This is a genomic window from Burkholderia sp. BCC1988 (assembly GCF_905339895.1).
Taxonomy (GTDB): domain Bacteria; phylum Pseudomonadota; class Gammaproteobacteria; order Burkholderiales; family Burkholderiaceae; genus Burkholderia.
This window is the reverse complement of record NZ_CAJPHA010000003.1, coordinates 103213-120374: the sequence shown is the minus strand read 5'-3', so window position 1 is coordinate 120374 and position 17162 is coordinate 103213. Positions and strand designations below refer to the sequence as shown.

16 protein-coding genes are annotated in these 17162 nt (G+C 69.1%); 3 read left to right on the top strand and 13 right to left on the bottom strand.

Annotation, left to right across the window (positions count from 1 at the left end; translation table 11 throughout):
* Positions 1-11 precede the first annotated feature (11 nt).
* The 8 genes from U4012_RS05460 to U4012_RS05425 form a co-directional block, all read right to left on the bottom strand.
* Positions 12-1283, bottom strand: coding sequence for a glutamate-5-semialdehyde dehydrogenase (locus tag U4012_RS05460; RefSeq protein WP_044844155.1), 1272 nt, complete (start codon positions 1281-1283; stop codon positions 12-14).
* A gap of 138 nt (positions 1284-1421) precedes the next feature.
* Positions 1422-2516, bottom strand: coding sequence for a DNA polymerase III subunit delta (gene holA, locus U4012_RS05455; protein WP_124488266.1), 1095 nt, complete (start codon positions 2514-2516; stop codon positions 1422-1424).
* An 18-nt stretch (positions 2517-2534) separates the two neighbouring features.
* Positions 2535-3089, bottom strand: coding sequence for an LPS assembly lipoprotein LptE (gene lptE, locus U4012_RS05450; RefSeq protein ID WP_044844157.1), 555 nt, complete (start codon positions 3087-3089; stop codon positions 2535-2537).
* Between the two features lie 38 nt (positions 3090-3127).
* Positions 3128-5722, bottom strand: a complete 2595-nt coding sequence (leuS, locus tag U4012_RS05445; RefSeq protein ID WP_044844158.1) for a leucine--tRNA ligase — start codon at positions 5720-5722, stop codon at positions 3128-3130.
* 311 nt (positions 5723-6033) lie between these two features.
* Positions 6034-6489 carry a biopolymer transporter ExbD gene (locus tag U4012_RS05440; RefSeq protein WP_321796801.1) on the bottom strand — a complete coding sequence of 152 codons (456 nt, stop codon included), beginning with the start codon at positions 6487-6489 and terminating at the stop codon, positions 6034-6036.
* Between the two features lie 22 nt (positions 6490-6511).
* Entirely contained in the window at positions 6512-7180 is a 669-nt protein-coding gene (locus U4012_RS05435) for a MotA/TolQ/ExbB proton channel family protein (protein WP_044844160.1), read from the bottom strand.
* Between the two features lie 19 nt (positions 7181-7199).
* Positions 7200-7997 (bottom strand): 4-hydroxy-tetrahydrodipicolinate reductase, encoded by a 798-nt coding sequence (gene dapB / locus U4012_RS05430; RefSeq protein WP_044844161.1) that lies wholly within the window; start codon positions 7995-7997, stop codon positions 7200-7202.
* Between the two features lie 65 nt (positions 7998-8062).
* A complete protein-coding gene (locus U4012_RS05425) occupies positions 8063-8869 on the bottom strand; it encodes an outer membrane protein assembly factor BamE (protein ID WP_321796798.1) in 807 nt (268 codons plus the stop codon).
* A gap of 142 nt (positions 8870-9011) precedes the next feature.
* On the opposite strand from U4012_RS05425, the gene fur reads away from it, so the two are divergent.
* Positions 9012-9440, top strand: a complete 429-nt coding sequence (fur, locus tag U4012_RS05420) for a ferric iron uptake transcriptional regulator (protein WP_011350926.1) — start codon at positions 9012-9014, stop codon at positions 9438-9440.
* A 209-nt stretch (positions 9441-9649) separates the two neighbouring features.
* Here fur and U4012_RS05415 read toward each other — a convergent pair whose 3' ends face one another.
* The 3 genes from U4012_RS05415 to U4012_RS05405 all read right to left on the bottom strand — a co-directional run bounded on the left by U4012_RS05415 (position 9650) and on the right by U4012_RS05405 (position 12619).
* Positions 9650-10174 (bottom strand): ureidoglycolate lyase, encoded by a 525-nt coding sequence (locus tag U4012_RS05415; protein ID WP_044844245.1) that lies wholly within the window; start codon positions 10172-10174, stop codon positions 9650-9652.
* 14 nt (positions 10175-10188) lie between these two features.
* Positions 10189-11196, bottom strand: coding sequence for an allantoicase (gene alc, locus U4012_RS05410; protein ID WP_321796795.1), 1008 nt, complete (start codon positions 11194-11196; stop codon positions 10189-10191).
* Positions 11197-11299: 103 nt separating this feature from the next.
* Positions 11300-12619 carry a C4-dicarboxylate transporter DctA gene (locus U4012_RS05405; protein WP_044844246.1) on the bottom strand — a complete coding sequence of 440 codons (1320 nt, stop codon included), beginning with the start codon at positions 12617-12619 and terminating at the stop codon, positions 11300-11302.
* 202 nt (positions 12620-12821) lie between these two features.
* On the opposite strand from U4012_RS05405, the gene U4012_RS05400 reads away from it, so the two are divergent.
* Positions 12822-13544, top strand: a complete 723-nt coding sequence (locus U4012_RS05400; RefSeq protein WP_185640885.1) for a FadR/GntR family transcriptional regulator — start codon at positions 12822-12824, stop codon at positions 13542-13544.
* A 57-nt stretch (positions 13545-13601) separates the two neighbouring features.
* Here U4012_RS05400 and cynR read toward each other — a convergent pair whose 3' ends face one another.
* Positions 13602-14492, bottom strand: coding sequence for a transcriptional regulator CynR (cynR, locus tag U4012_RS05395; RefSeq protein WP_321796791.1), 891 nt, complete (start codon positions 14490-14492; stop codon positions 13602-13604).
* Positions 14493-14797: 305 nt separating this feature from the next.
* Between cynR and U4012_RS05390 the strand changes: the two genes are divergently transcribed.
* Entirely contained in the window at positions 14798-15997 is a 1200-nt protein-coding gene (locus U4012_RS05390; RefSeq protein WP_321796789.1) for an MFS transporter, read from the top strand.
* A 103-nt stretch (positions 15998-16100) separates the two neighbouring features.
* Here U4012_RS05390 and U4012_RS05385 read toward each other — a convergent pair whose 3' ends face one another.
* Positions 16101-17159, bottom strand: a complete 1059-nt coding sequence (locus U4012_RS05385) for an L-idonate 5-dehydrogenase (RefSeq protein ID WP_124488258.1) — start codon at positions 17157-17159, stop codon at positions 16101-16103.
* Positions 17160-17162 lie beyond the last annotated feature (3 nt).

The window sequence follows — 17162 nt, the reverse complement described above, 5'->3', positions numbered from 1 at the left end:
TGCGCCTCGCTTTACTGGCGGCCTTCGCCGTGCCCGAGCACGACGTACTTCAGCGACGTGAGCCCTTCCAGGCCGACGGGGCCGCGTGCGTGCAGCTTGTCGTTCGAGATGCCGATTTCCGCGCCGAGGCCGAATTCGAAGCCGTCCGCGAAGCGCGTCGACGCGTTGACCATCACGCTCGCCGAATCGACTTCGCGCAGGAAGCGCATCGCGCGGTCGTGATCCTCGGTGACGATCGCATCGGTGTGGTGCGAGCCGTAATGATTGATGTGCTCGATCGCGGCGTCGAGGCCGTCGACGACCTTGATCGCCAGCACCGGCGCGAGATATTCGGTGTGCCAGTCTTCGTCGGTCGCGTCGACGAGCGGACCGACGCCCGCCTCGGCGAGCACCGCGCGCGCGGCTGCATCGACGCGCAGCTCGACCTGCTTGTCGCGATACAGCTTGCCGAGCGGCGGCAGCAGCGCGGCCGCGATGCCGCCCGACACGAGCAGCGTTTCCATCGTGTTGCAGGTGCCGTAGCGGTGCGTCTTCGCGTTGTCGCACACCGTCAGTGCCTTGGCGAGATCGGCGCGATCGTCGACGTACACGTGGCAGATGCCGTCGAGGTGCTTGATCATCGGCACGCGCGCCTCGTTGATCAGCCGCTCGATCAGGCTCTTGCCGCCGCGCGGCACGATCACGTCGACGTATTCGGTCATCGTGATCAGCTTGCCGACCGCCGCGCGATCGGCGGTCGCGACGACCTGCACCGCGTCCTGCGGCAGGCCGGCCGCCTCGAGCCCTTCGCCGATCAGCTTCGCGAGCGCCGCGTTCGATTCGAGCGCCTCGGAGCCGCCGCGCAGGATCGTCGCGTTGCCCGACTTCAGGCACAGCGCGGCCGCGTCGATCGTCACGTTCGGACGCGACTCGTAGATGATGCCGATCACGCCGAGCGGCACGCGCATCTGGCCGACCTGGATCCCGCTCGGGCGGTACTTGAGATTGCCGATCTCGCCGATCGGATCGGCCAGCGACGCGACCTGGCGCAGACCTTCGACCATCGTGTTCAGCGCCTTGTCCGACAGCGTCAGGCGGTCGATGAACGCCGCATCGAGCCCCTTTTCGCGGGCACGGGCGACGTCGCGCGCATTCGCGTCCTTCAGCGCCTGCGCGTCGCGCTCGATCGCGCGGGCCACGGCGTCGAGCGCCGCGTTCTTCGCCGCCGTGCTGGCGCGCGCCATCGCGCGGGAAGCGTGCCGGGCACGGCGGCCCAGGTCCGTCATGTACTGGTCGATATCCATCGTGTGACTCGAGAAGCGAGCCGCTTGGCGCGGCATGAATTCGTGGAGAAGCGTGAGGCGCGGCGGCAGGAAGGCCGCGCCGGCTATCGAAATATTGTAAGCGGGTTGCGATGCGTGCGCTGAAGGCCCGGACGGGGCTTAACGCCGCACGCGACCCGCGGTCGGCGGTCGTTCGCCGCGCGCGCCCGCCACCGTCATCGCGAGCTGGAACAGGCCGTCCCACGGATCGGGCGGCGGCTCGTCCTGCGTGCGGCGGCCCGGCGTGACGGCCGACAGCCCCTTCACCTGCCGGTCGAGCTTCGCGGCGAACGCGAGCGCCTTCTCGAGCACGCCTTCCGACACGCGGTTCAGCGCGGGGCCGATCAGCCGCTCGCGCGGCCCCCACACGCGGTTCTCGCGCAGCAGCGTGGCCAGCGGCTTGCCGGCCGTCGTGCCGCGCTTGATCCGCAGCAGCGTGCGCAGTTCCTCGACGACGGCCCACATCACGAGCACGATCGCCTCGCCCTCGCCCTTCAGCCCGTCGATCATCCGCGCAAGCCGCGCGGCGTCGCCCGCGAGCATCGCCTCGTTCAGCTTGAACACGTCGTAGCGCGCGACGTTCAACACCGCGTCGTGCACCTGCTCGAACGTCAGCACGCCCTGCGGATAGAGCAGCCCGAGCTTCTGGATTTCCTGGTGCGCGGCGAGCAGGTTGCCCTCGACGCGCTCCGCGATGAACTGCAGCGCGCGCCGGCCGTCGTCGCCGGGCGCGACGCGCTGGCCCTGCATCGACAGACGCTGGCCGATCCAGTTCGGCAGCTGCGCGCGGTCGACCGGATCGATCTTCAGCGCGACGCCGCCGTTCTGCAGCGCGGTAAACCACGCGGATTTCTGCGTGGCCGCGTCGAGGCGCGGCAACGTGACGAGCATCAGCGCATCGGGGTTCGGTGCGGCCGCGAGCGTCTTCAGCGCGTCGGCGCCTTCCTTGCCGGGCTTGCCCGACGGAATGCGCAGCTCGATCAGCTGACGCTCGCCGAACAGCGACATCGCCTGGGTCGCGCCGAGCAGCACGCTCCAGTCGAAACCGCGCTCGACCGTGTGCACCGAACGCTCGGTGAAGCCGGCCGCGCGCGCGGCCGCACGAATGCGGTCGCACGCTTCCTGCGCGAGTAGCGGCTCGTCGCCGTAGACGGTGTAGAGCCCGGCCATCCCCTTCGCGAGGTGCGGCTCCAGCGCATCAAGTCGCAATTGCATCGATACGTGCGCCGGCGATCAGAGCGGCGGCGGCGGCAGCGGTGCGCCCGGTGCAACGCCCGGCACCACGTCTTCCGGCGCCGGCGTCAGCGAGTGGACGATCGCGAGACGCCGCATCAGCTGGTCGACCGCGTCGTTCTCCATGTCGCCGTACAGGATCTCGGCTTCCTGCGCCTTCGCGTTCGTGTACTGGTCGCTGTACGTCATCGCGCGGTTCAGCGCGATCGCGCTCGGCGGGATCAGCACGGTGCCGTCCTTGCTCGTCAGCGTGTAGTTCAGCGTATAGAACAGCGCGTATTCCTGCGCCGAGCCGTACTTGTTGAGCGTCAGCGTGTTCTGCCCACGCGACTCCCACATGCGCAGCACGGCATCGGCGTCGTCCGCCGACTTGACGATCTTCGTGTCGCTGCCGGCCTCGACGAGGCGCACCAGGCGCGCCTCGACGGGCGCCGGCGCGCCGGCCACCAGCAGGCGCTTGAACGCGTAGTCCTGCTGGCCGCGCAACTGGAAACCGCATGCCGACAGCGCGAGCGCGCTGCCGACGGCGAGCATCAAAAACGATCTGCGGATCACCTTCGCTCCTTCTGTGTGCGCCCGGCGGCCAACGGCCGTCAGACGACGATGTTCACGAGGCGGCCCGGCACGACGACGATCTTCTTCGCCGGTTTGCCGTCGCTGAACTTCGCGAATGCTTCGTCGGCCACCGCCGCCGCTTCGATCGCCTCGCGGCTCGCGTCCTTCGCGACCTTCAGCGCGCCGCGCACCTTGCCGTTCACCTGCAGCACGAGTTCGATCTCGGCCTGCTCGAGCGCGGCCTCGTCGACCTTCGGCCAGGGGGCGTCGAGCAGCGGGCCGAATTCGTCCGCGTAGCCGAGCGCCTTCCACAGTTCGAACGTGACGTGCGGCACGACCGGGTACAGCACGCGCAGCAGCACGCCGTACGTCTCGCGCAGCACGCCGGGCGTCGCGCCCTTCGCGCCGTCGATCGCGTTCAGCATCTTCATCGCGGCCGACACGACCGTGTTGTACTGCAGGCGCTGGTAGTCGAAATCGGCCTGCTTCAGCACGCTGTAGATCTCGCGGCGCAGCGCCTTGTCGGCATCGCCGAGCGCGGCCGCGTCGAAGCCCGCGCGCGCGGCGAGCGCTTCGCGGTTCGTCGCGCCGAAGCTCCACACGCGGCGCAGGAAGCGGCTCGCGCCTTCGACGCCCGCGCCCGACCATTCGAGCTGCTGCTCGGGCGGTGCGGCGAACATCGTGAACAGACGCGCGGTATCGGCGCCGTACTGGTCGATCAGCACCTGAGGATCGACGCCGTTGTTCTTCGACTTCGACATCTTCTCGATGCCGCCGAGCACGACCGGCTGGCCGTCGGCGTTCAGCGTCGCGCCGACCGGGCGGCCCTTCTCGTCGAACGCGACGGTCACGTCGGCCGGGTTGTACCAGGTCTTCTTGCCCGATGCGTCTTCGCGGTAGAACGTCTCGTTCAGCACCATGCCCTGCGTCAGCAGGTTCTTCGCCGGCTCGCCGAACTTCACGAGGCCGAGGTCGCGCATCACCTTGGTCCAGAAGCGCGAATACAGCAAGTGCAGGATCGCGTGCTCGATGCCGCCGATGTATTGATCCATCGGCATCCAGTAATCGGTGCGCGCGTCGACCATCGTCTCGGCGTCCGGCGCCGTGTAGCGCGAGAAGTACCACGACGAATCGACGAAGGTGTCCATCGTGTCGGTTTCACGCTTCGCGGCCGCGCCGCACTTCGGGCACGAACAGTTCAGGAACGCTTCCGACTTCGCGAGCGGGTTGCCCGAGCCGTCCGGCACGAGATCTTCCGGCAGCACGACCGGCAGGTCCTGCTCCGGCACCGGCACGTCGCCGCACGACGGGCAGTGGATGATCGGGATCGGCGTGCCCCAGTAGCGCTGGCGCGACACGCCCCAGTCGCGCAGGCGCCACGTGACCTGCTTGTCGCCGAAGCCGCCGGCCTTCAGGTCGGCCGCGATCGCGTCGACCGCCGCGCCGTACGCGAGGCCGTCGTACTTGCCGCTGTTGATGCAGGTCGCGACTTCCTTGTCGCCGTACCACTCCTGCCATGCGTCGAGCGAGTACGTCTGGCCTTCGGCCGCGATCACCTGCTTGATCGGCAGGTCGTATTTCTTCGCGAATGCGAAATCGCGCTCGTCGTGCGCCGGCACGCCCATCACCGCGCCTTCGCCATAGCTCATCAGCACGTAGTTGCCGATCCACACCTCGACCGGCTCGCCCGTCAGCGGGTGCTTGACCGAGAAGCCCGTCGCGACGCCCTTCTTTTCCATCGTCGCGACATCGGCCTCGGCGACGCCGCCGCGCTTGCATTCGTCGATGAACGCCTGCAGTTCCGGCTTGCCCTGCGCGAGGCGCGTGGCGAGCGGGTGCTCGGCCGCGATCGCGCAGAACGTGACGCCCATGATCGTGTCGGCACGCGTCGTGAACACGCGCAGCAGCTTCTGCTCGCCGTCGAGTTCGTACGGGAAGCCGAAGTTCACGCCGAAGCTCTTGCCGATCCAGTTCTGCTGCATGATCTTCACGCGCTCGGGCCAGCCGAGGCCGTCGAGGTCGTTCAGCAGCTCATCCGCGTACTGCGTGATCCGCAGGTAGTACATCGGGATCTCGCGCTTCTCGACGAGCGCGCCCGAACGCCAGCCGCGGCCGTCGATCACCTGCTCGTTCGCGAGCACGGTCTGGTCGACCGGGTCCCAGTTCACGGTGCCCGTCTTCTTGTACGCGATGCCCTTCTCGAGCATCTTCAGGAACAGCCACTGGTTCCACTTGTAGTAGTCGGGCTTGCACGTCGCGATCTCGCGCGACCAGTCGATCGCGAGGCCCATCGACTGCATCTGGCCCTTCATGTAGTCGATGTTGTCGTAGGTCCACTTCGCGGGCGGCACGCCGTTCGCCATCGCGGCGTTCTCGGCCGGCATCCCGAACGCGTCCCAGCCCATCGGCATCAGCGTGTTGTAGCCGTTCATCCGCAGATAGCGGTACATCACGTCGTTGATCGTGTAGTTGCGCACGTGACCCATGTGCAGCTTGCCGGACGGGTACGGCAGCATCGACACGCAGTAGAACTTCGGCTTCTGCGAATCTTCCTTCGTCTTGTAGGCATCGGCTGCGCGCCAGTCGCCCTGAGCGGCGGCTTCGACGTCGGCGGGTACGTATCTCTCGTGCATGGTGTGGTTCGGACTAGGCTTTAAGCGGCGCGCCACGAGGCGGGCACGCGGAAGTGGACGAAATCGGGCAGCCCGGCGGCGGGGGCAGGCTCACGGTTCTCGTGCCTGCCTCATGATCCGGATATTCGCCGGATAACCCGGAGGGTCTCCAGGTTACCCGGCGAAACCCTGCCAACCGGGCGAAAACGACGATTATACCGTTCGTGGCGGGCGGTACGGCCGGTCTCGCCGGCCGGCCCGCATTCTTGCCTGCGGGACGACACGGATGGCGCGGATGGCGCGAGCGCCCGGTGCGTCAGCCGGTCAGCCGGTCAGCCGGTCGCGCCCGCGGCGGCCGGCGCGGCGGCGCCCGCCGGCGGCACGTCGGTCACGAAGCCGATCCGCGTGAGCCCGGCGGCCTGCGCGGCGCCCATCACCTGCGCGATCACGTCGTAGCGGGTCGCGCGCGAGGCGCGCAGCCGCAGCTCGGGCGGCGCGGCGCCCGCGGCGGCGGCCCGGAAGCGCGCCGGCAGCGCGTCGAGTGCGACGGGCGCGTCGTCCCAGTAGAGCTTGCCGGCGTCGTCGATCGACAGCGTGACCGACTGCGGCGTGTCGCGCGCGACGCCGGCCGCGACCTTCGGCAGGTCGAGCCGGATCGCGTGCGTCATCAGCGGCGCGGTGATGATGAAGATGACGAGCAGCACGAGCATCACGTCGATCAGCGGCGTCATGTTGATCTCCGCCATCGGCGCGGACGTCTTGTGGTGCTCCAGCCCGCCGAATGCCATGGTCGTTCCTCCCGGCCGCGCGTCAGGCGCCCTGCGCGCACACGAATACGTGCAGGTCGCGCGCGAAGCCGTCGAGTTCCTCGGCGAGCTGGCGCACGAGCCGCCCGAGGATGTTGTAGGCGAGCACCGCGGGGATCGCGACGACGAGCCCGAACGCGGTCATGATCAGCGCCTCGCCGACCGGCCCCGCGACGTTCTCGATCTGCGCCTGCCCGCTCGCGGCGATGCTGCCGAGCGCGTGGTAGATGCCCCAGACGGTGCCAAGCAGCCCGACGAACGGCGCGGTGCTGCCGATCGACGCGAGCAGCACCTGGCCGAACTCGAGACGCCGCTGCGAGCGCAGCATTGCGTGACGCAGCGCGCGCAGCACGCGTTCGCTGCGCTCGACACGCGCGGCGAGCGCGGCCGGATCGTGTTCGTCGGCCGCATCGCGCGCGGCTTCGGCGAGCGGCACGAACACGCGCTCGCGATCGGTGCCGGCGAGCGCGGCGATGCCCGCGTCGAGCGACGGCGCGCGCCAGAACGCGGCGAGCGCGCGCGGCCCCTGCCGCTTCGCGCGGACCAGCAGCCAGGCTTTCATGAGGAGGAAGCACCAGCTGGCGACGGACATCGCCAGCAGCACGTAGGCGACGGCGTGCGTGATCGCATCGCCGCTTTCGAGGTAGTGGACAACGCCGGTGGGAATCGCCATCGGAGTTTCCCCGTGAGGGTCAGCGCAGGCCGAGCACGTCCTGCATGTCGAACAGGCCGGCGCCGCGCGCCGACAGGAAGCGGACCGCACGCAGCGCGCCCTGCGCGTACGACACGCGGCTCGACGACTTGTGCGTGATCTCGATCCGTTCGCCGATCCCGGCGAACAGCACGGTGTGATCGCCGACGATGTCGCCGCCGCGCACGGCCGCGAAGCCGATCGTCGACGGGTCGCGTTCGCCCGTCACGCCCTGGCGGCCGTACACCGCGCAGTCGTCGAGCGAGCGCCCGAGTGCGCCGGCCACGGCCTCGCCCATCATCAGCGCGGTGCCCGACGGCGCGTCGACCTTGTGGCGGTGGTGCGCCTCGATGATCTCGATGTCGTAGCCGTGCGAGAAATGCTTCGCCGCGAATTCGAGCAGCTTCAGCGTGACGTTCACGCCGACGCTCATGTTCGCCGCGAACACGATGCCGATCTTGCCTGCCGCGGCCTGCAGCTCGGCCTTCTGCTCGGCGGTGAAGCCGGTCGTGCCGATCACGAGCTTCACGTCGTGGCGCAGCGCGGCCGCGACGTGCGCGATCGTGCCTTCCGGCCGCGTGAAGTCGATCAGGTAGTCGGCCTGCGCGAACACGGCGTCGAGGTCGTCGGTCAGCTTGATCCCGGTTTCCTTGCCGAGAAACGCGCCCGCGTCCTGGCCGAGGAACGGCGAATCGGCGCGGTCGAGCGCGCCGACGAGCTGCGCGTCGGAATCGTTGAGAACGGCTTCGATCAGCATCCGGCCCATACGGCCCGATGCACCGGCAATCGCAATCTTCATGGCTTTCTACACGACAGGTCTAAAGGCGGGCGGCGCATGCCGCCCTGTTTCCGCACGCCGGCCGCTTACTGGGCCGGCGCGGTGAGCGGCTGGTTCTGCAGGTTGTCCGAGCCTTGCGGGCCGACCGGCGGCGACGCCTCGTTCGACGCGTTCGGCTGCGGCGGGCGATGGAACTGGAACTGCGGCTGGATCGCCGGCGCGGCGCCCGGCGGCTGGCCGCCCGGCACCGGCGCGCCGCCCGAGGCCTGCGCCGACGGCGTGAAGCGGCGGGCGGTCGTGCCCTGCCCGGACACCTGGTTGGTCGCGCGGTTCGCCGCGCGCGCCGCCTGGGCATTCGCATCCTGGTCGACCGCCGCGCCGGAAACCGGCTCGACGGACGGGCTCGCGGCAGCGGTCGCCTGCGCGGCGCTCGCCGCAGCCGCGGCAGCGGCGGCTTCGGACGCCTTCTTCGCCGCGGCCGCGGCCTTCGCCTTCTTGCCGCCGCGATCGCCGTCGATATCGGCCAGCAGGTCGAGTTCGGACGGCAGGTTGTCGGCGCCCGTCCAGCTCGCGAGGCGATCGCCCGCGAACGTCAGCACGAGGTCGCGCTGCTGGACGACGGACGTCGAGCCGCGCTTGAAGTAAAAGAGGTAATCCCAGCGGTCGGCATGGAACATGTCCGACAGCAGCGGCGTGCCGAGCAACGCGCGCACCTGCTCGCGCGTCATTCCGGCCTGCAGCTGCGCGGCCTTCTCCTGCGACACGAAGTTGCCCTGCACGACAGTGATCCGATAGGGCGTGATGCTCTGCGCGATGCGCTGCGTCACGCTGTCGTACGACGAACAACCAGCCAGCGCGGCAACGGCGGCGGCAGCGATGATGGCACTCCGCATGCGACTCCTCTGATAGTGCGAAAGGGATTCCGGGAACATTTCCGTCACCGAGCTGGCCCGCGTCGCGGGTCGCGCGTGTTTCTGGAACGGCGAAAAGCCGGTAACATTGAAGCCCTGCATTGTACTCTAGGGATGCCTAGCCATGACCAATCCGACGGATCTCAAGAATATCGGGCTAAAGGCCACCCTACCGCGCCTCAAGATTCTCGAGATCTTCCAGCAAAGCCCGGTGCGTCACCTGACGGCCGAAGATGTCTACCGCAACCTGCTCAACGAGCAGCTCGACATCGGGCTCGCCACCGTTTACCGCGTGCTGACGCAGTTCGAGCAGGCCGGCCTGCTCACGCGCAGCAACTTCGAATCCGGCAAGGCCGTGTTCGAGCTCAATGAAGGTTCGCACCACGATCACCTCGTCTGCCTCGATTGCGGCCGCGTCGAGGAATTCTTCGATGCCGAGATCGAAGGCCGCCAGCAAGCGATCGCCAAGGAACGCGGCTTCCGGCTCCAGGAACACTCGCTCGCGATGTACGGCTCCTGCACGACCGAGAACTGCCCGCACCGCAAGCACTGATCCGCACCCTGCGCGCACGCGCGACGGCCCGGCCGGCAGCTCGCCGCCCGGGCCGTGTTGTTTTCGGGATGGAAAAACGGCCCGCACGTCGCGTGCGGGCCGGATCGGAACGTTTTCGGTCGATCGTGCGGGACGAGGCGCCGCGTGTCGCCGGCGCGCGGCGCTCGATCCACTCGAATCCGCTCAACCCCTGACCCTACCTTCGCGCGTCAGGCCGTGCTCGCGCACGCCGGCTCGAACTCGAGCGCCCACGCGTCGTCGAGCGGAATCTCGTCGCAGTTCGGCTGCGGGCCGCCACGGTCGACGATCACGAAGTCGCTGACCGCGTCGAGCGCGAGCAGCGGATGGTGCCAGACGCCCTTCGCGTAGTTCACGCCCTGCCAGCCTTCAGCGAGGAACGCGCGCATCGCGTCGGGCCGGAACTCGCCGGCCGGCGCGACGACGATCGCATAGCGCGACACGGCCGCCAGCGGGATGAACGCCTGGCTGCCGTGCGGATGGCGCTCCATCAGCGTGATCGCCACCGGCAGCGCGCGCGGCTGCGCACGAAACACGCTGACGAGCGGCCGGCCGCCGTCCGCGCAGACGTCGATCGTCGCGAGATCGTGGAAGCGCTCGGTCGTGCCGCCGTTGATCGGGAAGTGCCGCGCGCCTTCGAGCGCGATCACGTCGCCGAACGGCGCGAAGGCCTCGCGGGTCAGGCGCTCGACGCGCAGGATGTGTGGTCCGCTCATGCCGATGCCCTCCTTCAAGCCGGCTCGCCCCACAGACGCAGGCGCGACACGCCGCCATCCGGGAAGATGTTGAAGCGCACGTGCGTGACGGGGCCGAGCGCCGCGAGCTGGTCGAACGTATGCACGTGGTCCATCTGCAGCTTCTGCTCGCCGAGCAGTTCGGCCCAGAACATCGCCTGCGTGACGAGCGAATCGTCGGTGCCGCCGGCGACGTGCGCGGCCTGCAGCGAACAGCGGTCGGGGAAGTTGCCCTTGAAGAACGCCGTATCGACCTCGACGCGCCGGATGATGCCCGGCCGCGCCAGCGCGACGATCGCCCAGTCGTTGCCGGGCTCGCGGCGGCGCCGCGTTTCCCAGCCGTCACCCATGTTCGCGCCGCGCCCCGGCATCAGCATCTGCGAGGCCGAACCGAAGTGCTGGTTGTTCGCGGCCACCAGGTAGCCGCCGTTCTCGATCGCCGCGAGATCGACGAGTTCGCCCGCCGGCACGTGGCGCCAGTCGCGCTGCGGCTGGCCGTACACGCGCAGCCGCGCGAGCCCGCCGTCCGGATACAGGTTCACGCGCAGGTGCGTGACCGGCTGCGCATCGTCGACGCTCACGTAGTGATGCGAATTGCCCTGCAGCGTCGTCGCGGGGACGATCGTGCGCCATTCGGTGTCGTCCGGCGGCGTGTCGCCGTCCACCGCACAGGCCTCGATCGACGCGGCCGGCGGAAAGTTGCCGGTGAAGTGGCTCGTATCGAGATCGACGCCGTAGATCACGCCCGGCCGCGCGAGCCGGACCACGCAGAAGTCGTGGCCGGTGGTGCGCTTGCGGCGCGTTTCCCAGCCGTCCATCCACTTGCCGTGGTCGTCGTACTTGCCGGGAATGAACACGGCCGGCTCGGGATTCAGCATGCGCTCCTTCGGCGCGAAGAATTCGTCGCTGGCGAAGAGCGCCTGCGCGCCCAGGCGCGGGTCGGCGAGGTTCATGTAGCGCCGCGTGAAAGCCGGCGCGTTCGGGTCGAGGATGGGGGCTGCCATGTCGTCTCCATTATTTTGGCAAGGACCGGCGCATCGTCGCGCCGGCCACGGGACATTCGTTCGCGCGAAGCAGCCCGGGAGGCCGCTTCGCGCGCGGGTGCGCTCAGAGCGCGTGGGCCTGGTCGCCGGCGACCGGCGCGGCGCTGCCGGTTTCGTCGGCCACGTAGCGCAGTTCGCGGTTCAGCACGCGCTTCGCACGGGCCCGGTCGATGTCGTTCTCCCACACGGCGACGACCACCGTCGCGACGCAGTTGCCGATCAGGTTGGTCAGCGCGCGGGCAATGCCGACGAACCAGTCGACCGGCAGGATCAGCACGAGGCCGAGCACCGGAATCGCGGGAATCGCCGACAGCGTCGCCGCGAGGATCACGATCGCCGAACCGGGAATCCCGTGCGCGCCCTTCGACGTGACGAGCGACACGAGCAGCACGACGATCAGGTCGTGCGTGGACAGCGGCGTGTTGGTGGCCTGCGCGATGAACAGCACCGCGAGCGTCAGGTAGATCGAGAAGCCGTCGAGGTTGAACGAATAGCCGGTCGGGATCACGAGGCCGACCGTCGAATCCTTGATGCCCATGTATTCGAGCTTGCTCATCACCTGCGGCAGCACCGCGTCCGACGACGCCGTGCCGAGCACGATCGACAGTTCCTCGCGCAGGTAGCGGATCAGCTTGAACACCGAGAAGCCCGCGAGACGCATCACCGCGCCGAGCACGACCGTGACGAACACGAAGCAGCTCAGGTAGAACACCGCGACGAGGTAGCCGAGCTGCTTGAGCGACGCGACGCCGTACTTGCCGGTCGTGAACGCGATCGCGCCGAGCACGCCGAGCGGCGCGAGCTTGATGATGAAGCCGATGATGCGGAAGAACACGTGCGACAGTTCCTCGATCAGCGAATTGACACGCTGCGCCTTGTCGCCGAGCAGCGACAGCGCCGAGCCGAACAGCACCGCGAACACGAGGATCTGCAGGATGTCGCCCTTCGCGAACGCGTCGATCGCGGTCTCGGGGATGATCTTCATCAGGTAGCCGGCCGTGTCCTTCAGGCTTTCGGCGTTCTTCGCGTACGTCGAGAGCGAGGCCGCGTCGAGCGAGCGCAGGTCGATGTTCATGCCGACGCCGGGGCGCGTGAGCCACGCGAGGACGAGCCCGATGCCGAGCGCAAGCGTCGTCATGATCTCGAAGTAGACGACCGCCTTCAGGCCGACCCGGCCGACCTTCTTCAGGTCGCCCGCATTGGCCATCCCGCTGACCACGACGCAGAACACGATCGGGCCGATGACCATCTTGATGAGCTTCAGGAAGCCGTCGCCGAGCGGCCTGAGCGACTCGGCGAAATGCGGGAAGAACGCGCCGAGCGCGACCCCCAGGATCAATGCGACGACTACCCGGCCAAACAGCGAATTGAGGAATTTCGACACGGCGCTCTCCCGATCCAACGGTTGCAGTTTCGTCTGTTCATACTGGTAAGACCAGTGATGTTATGGTGGATAGTAGGAAGCCGATATAGTCGAGTCAAGGACGGACAAAATAGGGATTTCCCGCCCCTGTGCCCCGCACCGTGCGGGGGCGGATCGTGGCTTTCCCGTAGGCCGGTCGTGCACCGCGCGCGTGCGGATTACAATGCCGGTCAGACCGGCCATCGTTCACATCATGAAAAACGTTCCGCACACCGTGACCGACGCCGCCATCGCGACGATCCGCGACCGGATCGAGGCAGGCGTGTATCCGGTCGGCAGCCTGCTGCCGGCCCAGCGCCAGCTCTCCGAGGAGCTGGAGATCAGCCGCGCGTCGCTGCGCGAGGCGCTGTCGACGCTCGAGGCGCTCGGGATGCTGCGCATCCGCGCCGGCAAGGGCGTGTACGTCGAAAGCGCGCAGGCGTCGGCCGCGCATCCGTGGCAATTCGCCGAGCAGTCGTCGCCGCCCGATACGTACCAGATGCGCTATGCGCTCGAAGGGTTCGCCGCGCGGATGGCGGCGCACGTCGTCAGCGACGACGACATCGCGTGGTTCGAGGACAACCTCGCCGACCTGCACGTCGCGCTGACCGACAGCGCGCTCGACGAAGCGTCGCAGCTCGACTTCGATTTCCACATGCGGATCATCCATCTCGCGGGCAACGCGGCGATCGAGTCGGTGCTGCGCAGCAGCGCCGACATCATGAAGGAAAGCCAGCGCATGCCGTTCTACCGGCGCGAGCTGCTGCTGTCGACGTGGCACGAGCACCGCGCGATCGTCGACGCGCTGATCGCCCGCGATGCGGCCGCGGCCGGCACCGCGATCGAGACGCACATCGCGAACGCCGCGCAGCGCGCGGGCATCTTCTTCCCGACGCCGGGCACCTGACGCAGCCGCCGGCCTACGGTCGCGGCCGGCGCGGCAGCGGTTCGCCGGTCGTACCGGTCATCCCCCCGAAGGAGCGCGATACGCGAGCGCGCGCTCGATGAACGCGCGCGCCGCGACGCTGCGGTATGCGCCCTTGCGCGTGAGCAGCGCGGCCGTGCGCGACGGCAGCGGCGGATCGAGTTCCAGCGCGCACAAGTCGCCGCTCTCGCGCGCGATCGCGTCGGGCAGCACCGTCGCGAGCCGCCCGCGGCGCACGAGTTCGAGCACCGCGCTCACCGTATTCGTCTCGATCGCGACCCTCGGCTGCACACCCTGCTCGATGAAATACCGGTCGATGCTCGCGCGCGTCGCGAACGCGCGGCTCAGCAGCACCAGCGGCTCGCCGGCGAGTTCGGCCGGGCTCACCGCGCGGCGGTGGCGGGCGAGGCGGTGCGCGCGGCCCGTCACCAGGGCGAGCGGTTCGTCCCACAGCGGCAGCGCGTCGATGTCGGGCGCGCGCGGCGGCATGAACGCGAAGCCCGCATCGAGACGGTCGTCGGCAAGCTGCGCCTCGATGCGCTCCTGCGACATCGCGTCGATCGTCAGCGCGACGTTCGGGAAATCCGCATGGAACGCATCGATCAGCGAGCCGCTCAGGTAGGCCGCGAAGGTCGGCATCATCGCGAGCCGCAGCGAGCCGCTGCCGAGATCGGCAACGTCGTGCAGCGCTCGCTGCCCGGTGTCGAGCTCGTGCAGCGCCGCGCGCGCGTGGCGCGCATAGACCTCGCCGAATTCGGTGAGCCGCACCGTGCGGCCCGAGCGGTCGAACAACGACACGCCGAGCGTGTCCTCCAGCTGGCGGACCTGCTGCGACAGCGTCGGCTGCGACACGTGCAGCGCATCGGCCGCGCGCGTGAAGCTGCGCTGCTCGGCGACGGCCAGGAAATAGCGGATGTGGCGGAGTAGCATGGCGGCCCGGGTATTGGTAGAACCAATGAATACCATAAGGATCCAGTCTTGGACGCTATGGTTTGGTTCCCGCATCATACGCACATCCGCTCCCGCGCACGCCGCCTGGCCGCCGCACCGGAGCGGCCCGCCCGGGCCCGCCCTCCCCCGCCCGCCGCACGACGTTGCGCCGCCGCCTCGACCGGGCGCCGGCCACGCGCCGCCCGGCGCGCATCGTCGATCCGCTGACGCCGGCCCCGATTTCCGCAACCCCGCGTTGCCGATGGCCCGCGCCGCCGGCCGGCACCGCTGCTTCTTTCGCGACCATGGAACCGCATCAAGACAACCATCCTCCCCTGACCCGCGCGATGACGCTGCTGTTCGCCTGCGCGTGCGGCATCGTCATCGGCAACATCTATTACGCGCAGCCGCTGCTCGCCGCGATCGCGCACAGCTTCGGCCGCCCGCCCGCCGAACTCGGCTATCTCGTCACGCTGACGCAGCTCGGCTATGCGGCGAGCCTGATGCTGATCGTCCCGCTCGGCGACGCGGTCAACCGCCACACGCTGATCGTGCGGCTGCTCGTGCTCAACGTGATCGCGCTGGCCGCCGTCGCGTTCAGCACGAACTTCACGATGTTCGTCGTCGCGAACATCGCGCTCGGCTTCGTCACCTGCTCGACGCAGCTGCTCGTGCCGTTCGCCGCGTCGCTCGCCGATGCGCGCACGCGCGGCCGCGCGGTCGGCACCGTGATGAGCGGGCTGCTGCTCGGCATCCTGCTCGCGCGCGTCGCGGCCGGCGCGATCGCCGACGGGTTCGGCTGGCGCGCGGTGTACGGCATCGCCGCGGCGATGATCCTCGCGCTGACCGGCGTGCTCGCGGTGAAGCTGCCGAAGGATCGCCGCCACGCGCGGCTCGACTACGCGGCGCTGATGCGCTCGCTGGTCGCGCTGCTGCGCGCGCAGCCGTTGATCGCGCTGCGCTCGGCCTACGGCGCGCTCGTGTTCGCGTGCTTCAGCCTGCTGTGGACCGGCCTCACGTTCCTGTTGAGCCAGCCGCCGTACAGCTATTCCGAAGGGCAGATCGGCCTGTTCGGGATCGTCGGCGCGGTGGGCGCGCTCGCGGCGACGTCGGCCGGCCGGCTCGTCGATCGCGGCCACGGCAACGCGGCGACCGGCCTGTTCGCGGCGGCCGTGCTCGCGTCGTTCGCGCTGATCGCGGCCGGCGCGCATTCGCTCGTCGCGCTGATCGCGGGGATCCTGCTGCTCGACGTCGGCGTGCAGGGCATGCACATCTCGAACCAGAGCGTGATCTATGCACTCGCGGGCCACGCGCGCAGCCGCGTGACGACGATCTACCTGACGAGCTACTTCGTCGGCGGCGCATGTGGATCGTTCGCGGCGAGCGTCGCGTACGGCATCGACGGCTGGCGCGGCGTGTGCATCGCGGGCGCGGCGCTCGCGGGCGTGCTGATCGCCCTGTGGCTCGCGTCGCAGCGGATCGGCGCGCGGCAAGTCACGCAATGATCCGGTTTCGCTCCGGCCAATGAAAAAGGCACGCTCCGCCAATCGCGGGCGTGCCTTCTTTGCCTTTTTGCCTTGCGCGCCGTCGCGCGCCATCAGCAGACGATCATGCCGCCGCGTCCGCGAAATCGATCAGCACCTTCATCGCGCGCTGCCGGTCGCCGGCCAGCTCGAACGCGCGATTCGCATCGCGCATCGGGAACACGCCCGTCACGGCCGGGCGCAGGTCGACGCGCTCGGCATTGATCAGTTGCACCGCGAGCGCGAATTCAGCATGGAAGCGGAACGAGCCGCAGATCGACAGCTCCTTCGCGACCACGACGTTCTGCGGCAGGCTGACGTCGCCGCCGAGCCCGAGCTGCACGACGACGCCGCGCGGCCGCATCACGTCGAGACCGTCGCGCAGCGCGCGCGCATTGCCCGAACACTCGATCATCACGTCGAACGTGCCCTTGTCGGCACCGTAGCGCGCGACCCAGCCGGTGTCGGCCGCCGCGTTGATCGTATGGTCGGCGCCGAGCGCGCGGGCGACCTCGAGCGGCGCATCGACCACGTCGGTCGCGACGATCTCCGCCGCGCCGTGCACCCGCGCCGCCGCGACCGCCAGCACGCCGATCGGCCCGCACCCCGACACGAGCACGCGCCGGCCGATCAGCGGGCCCGCGCGCGACACCGCATGCAGCCCGACCGCGAACGGCTCGGCGAGCGCCGCGAGCGACAGCGGCACATGGTCCGCCACCTTCACGCACTGCGCGGCATCGCACACGAGCGCGTTGCGAAACGCGCCCTGCACGTGCGGCATGCGCATCGCGCTGCCGTAGAAGCGCATGTCGAGACACTGGTTCGGCAGCCCTTCGAGGCAATAGCGGCACGCGCCGCACGGGCGGCTCGGATTCACCGCGACGCGATCGCCGACCTTCACCGACGTCACGTCCGGTGCGACCGCCGCCACCGTGCCGGCGACTTCATGGCCGAGCACCATCGGCTGCTGCAGCCGGATCGCGCCGAAGCCGCCGTGCCGGAAGTAATGGAGATCGGAGCCGCAGATGCCGCCCATCGCGACCTCGACACGCACCTGGCCCGGGCCGATCTCGCCCGCGTCCTGCTCCTCGAGCCGCAGGTCGTTCGGCCCGTGGATCACGAGACACATGCAACGCATACGCATGAC

Bases quoted from the DNA above. Each gene is read 5' to 3' on its own strand.
- U4012_RS05460 (WP_044844155.1), bottom strand. From the start codon at position 1,283: ATGGATATCGACCAGTACATGACGGACCTGGGCCGCCGTGCCCGGCAC.
- holA (WP_124488266.1), bottom strand. From the start codon at position 2,516: ATGCAATTGCGACTTGATGCGCTGGAGCCGCACCTCGCGAAGGGGATG.
- leuS (WP_044844158.1), bottom strand. From the start codon at position 5,722: ATGCACGAGAGATACGTACCCGCCGACGTCGAAGCCGCCGCTCAGGGC.
- U4012_RS05440 (WP_321796801.1), bottom strand. From the start codon at position 6,489: ATGGCATTCGGCGGGCTGGAGCACCACAAGACGTCCGCGCCGATGGCG.
- U4012_RS05435 (WP_044844160.1), bottom strand. From the start codon at position 7,180: ATGGCGATTCCCACCGGCGTTGTCCACTACCTCGAAAGCGGCGATGCG.
- dapB (WP_044844161.1), bottom strand. From the start codon at position 7,997: ATGAAGATTGCGATTGCCGGTGCATCGGGCCGTATGGGCCGGATGCTG.
- U4012_RS05425 (WP_321796798.1), bottom strand. From the start codon at position 8,869: ATGCGGAGTGCCATCATCGCTGCCGCCGCCGTTGCCGCGCTGGCTGGT.
- fur (WP_011350926.1), top strand. From the start codon at position 9,012: ATGACCAATCCGACGGATCTCAAGAATATCGGGCTAAAGGCCACCCTA.
- U4012_RS05415 (WP_044844245.1), bottom strand. From the start codon at position 10,174: ATGAGCGGACCACACATCCTGCGCGTCGAGCGCCTGACCCGCGAGGCC.
- alc (WP_321796795.1), bottom strand. From the start codon at position 11,196: ATGGCAGCCCCCATCCTCGACCCGAACGCGCCGGCTTTCACGCGGCGC.
- U4012_RS05400 (WP_185640885.1), top strand. From the start codon at position 12,822: ATGCCGGTCAGACCGGCCATCGTTCACATCATGAAAAACGTTCCGCAC.
- cynR (WP_321796791.1), bottom strand. From the start codon at position 14,492: ATGCTACTCCGCCACATCCGCTATTTCCTGGCCGTCGCCGAGCAGCGC.
- U4012_RS05390 (WP_321796789.1), top strand. From the start codon at position 14,798: ATGGAACCGCATCAAGACAACCATCCTCCCCTGACCCGCGCGATGACG.
- U4012_RS05385 (WP_124488258.1), bottom strand. From the start codon at position 17,159: ATGCGTATGCGTTGCATGTGTCTCGTGATCCACGGGCCGAACGACCTG.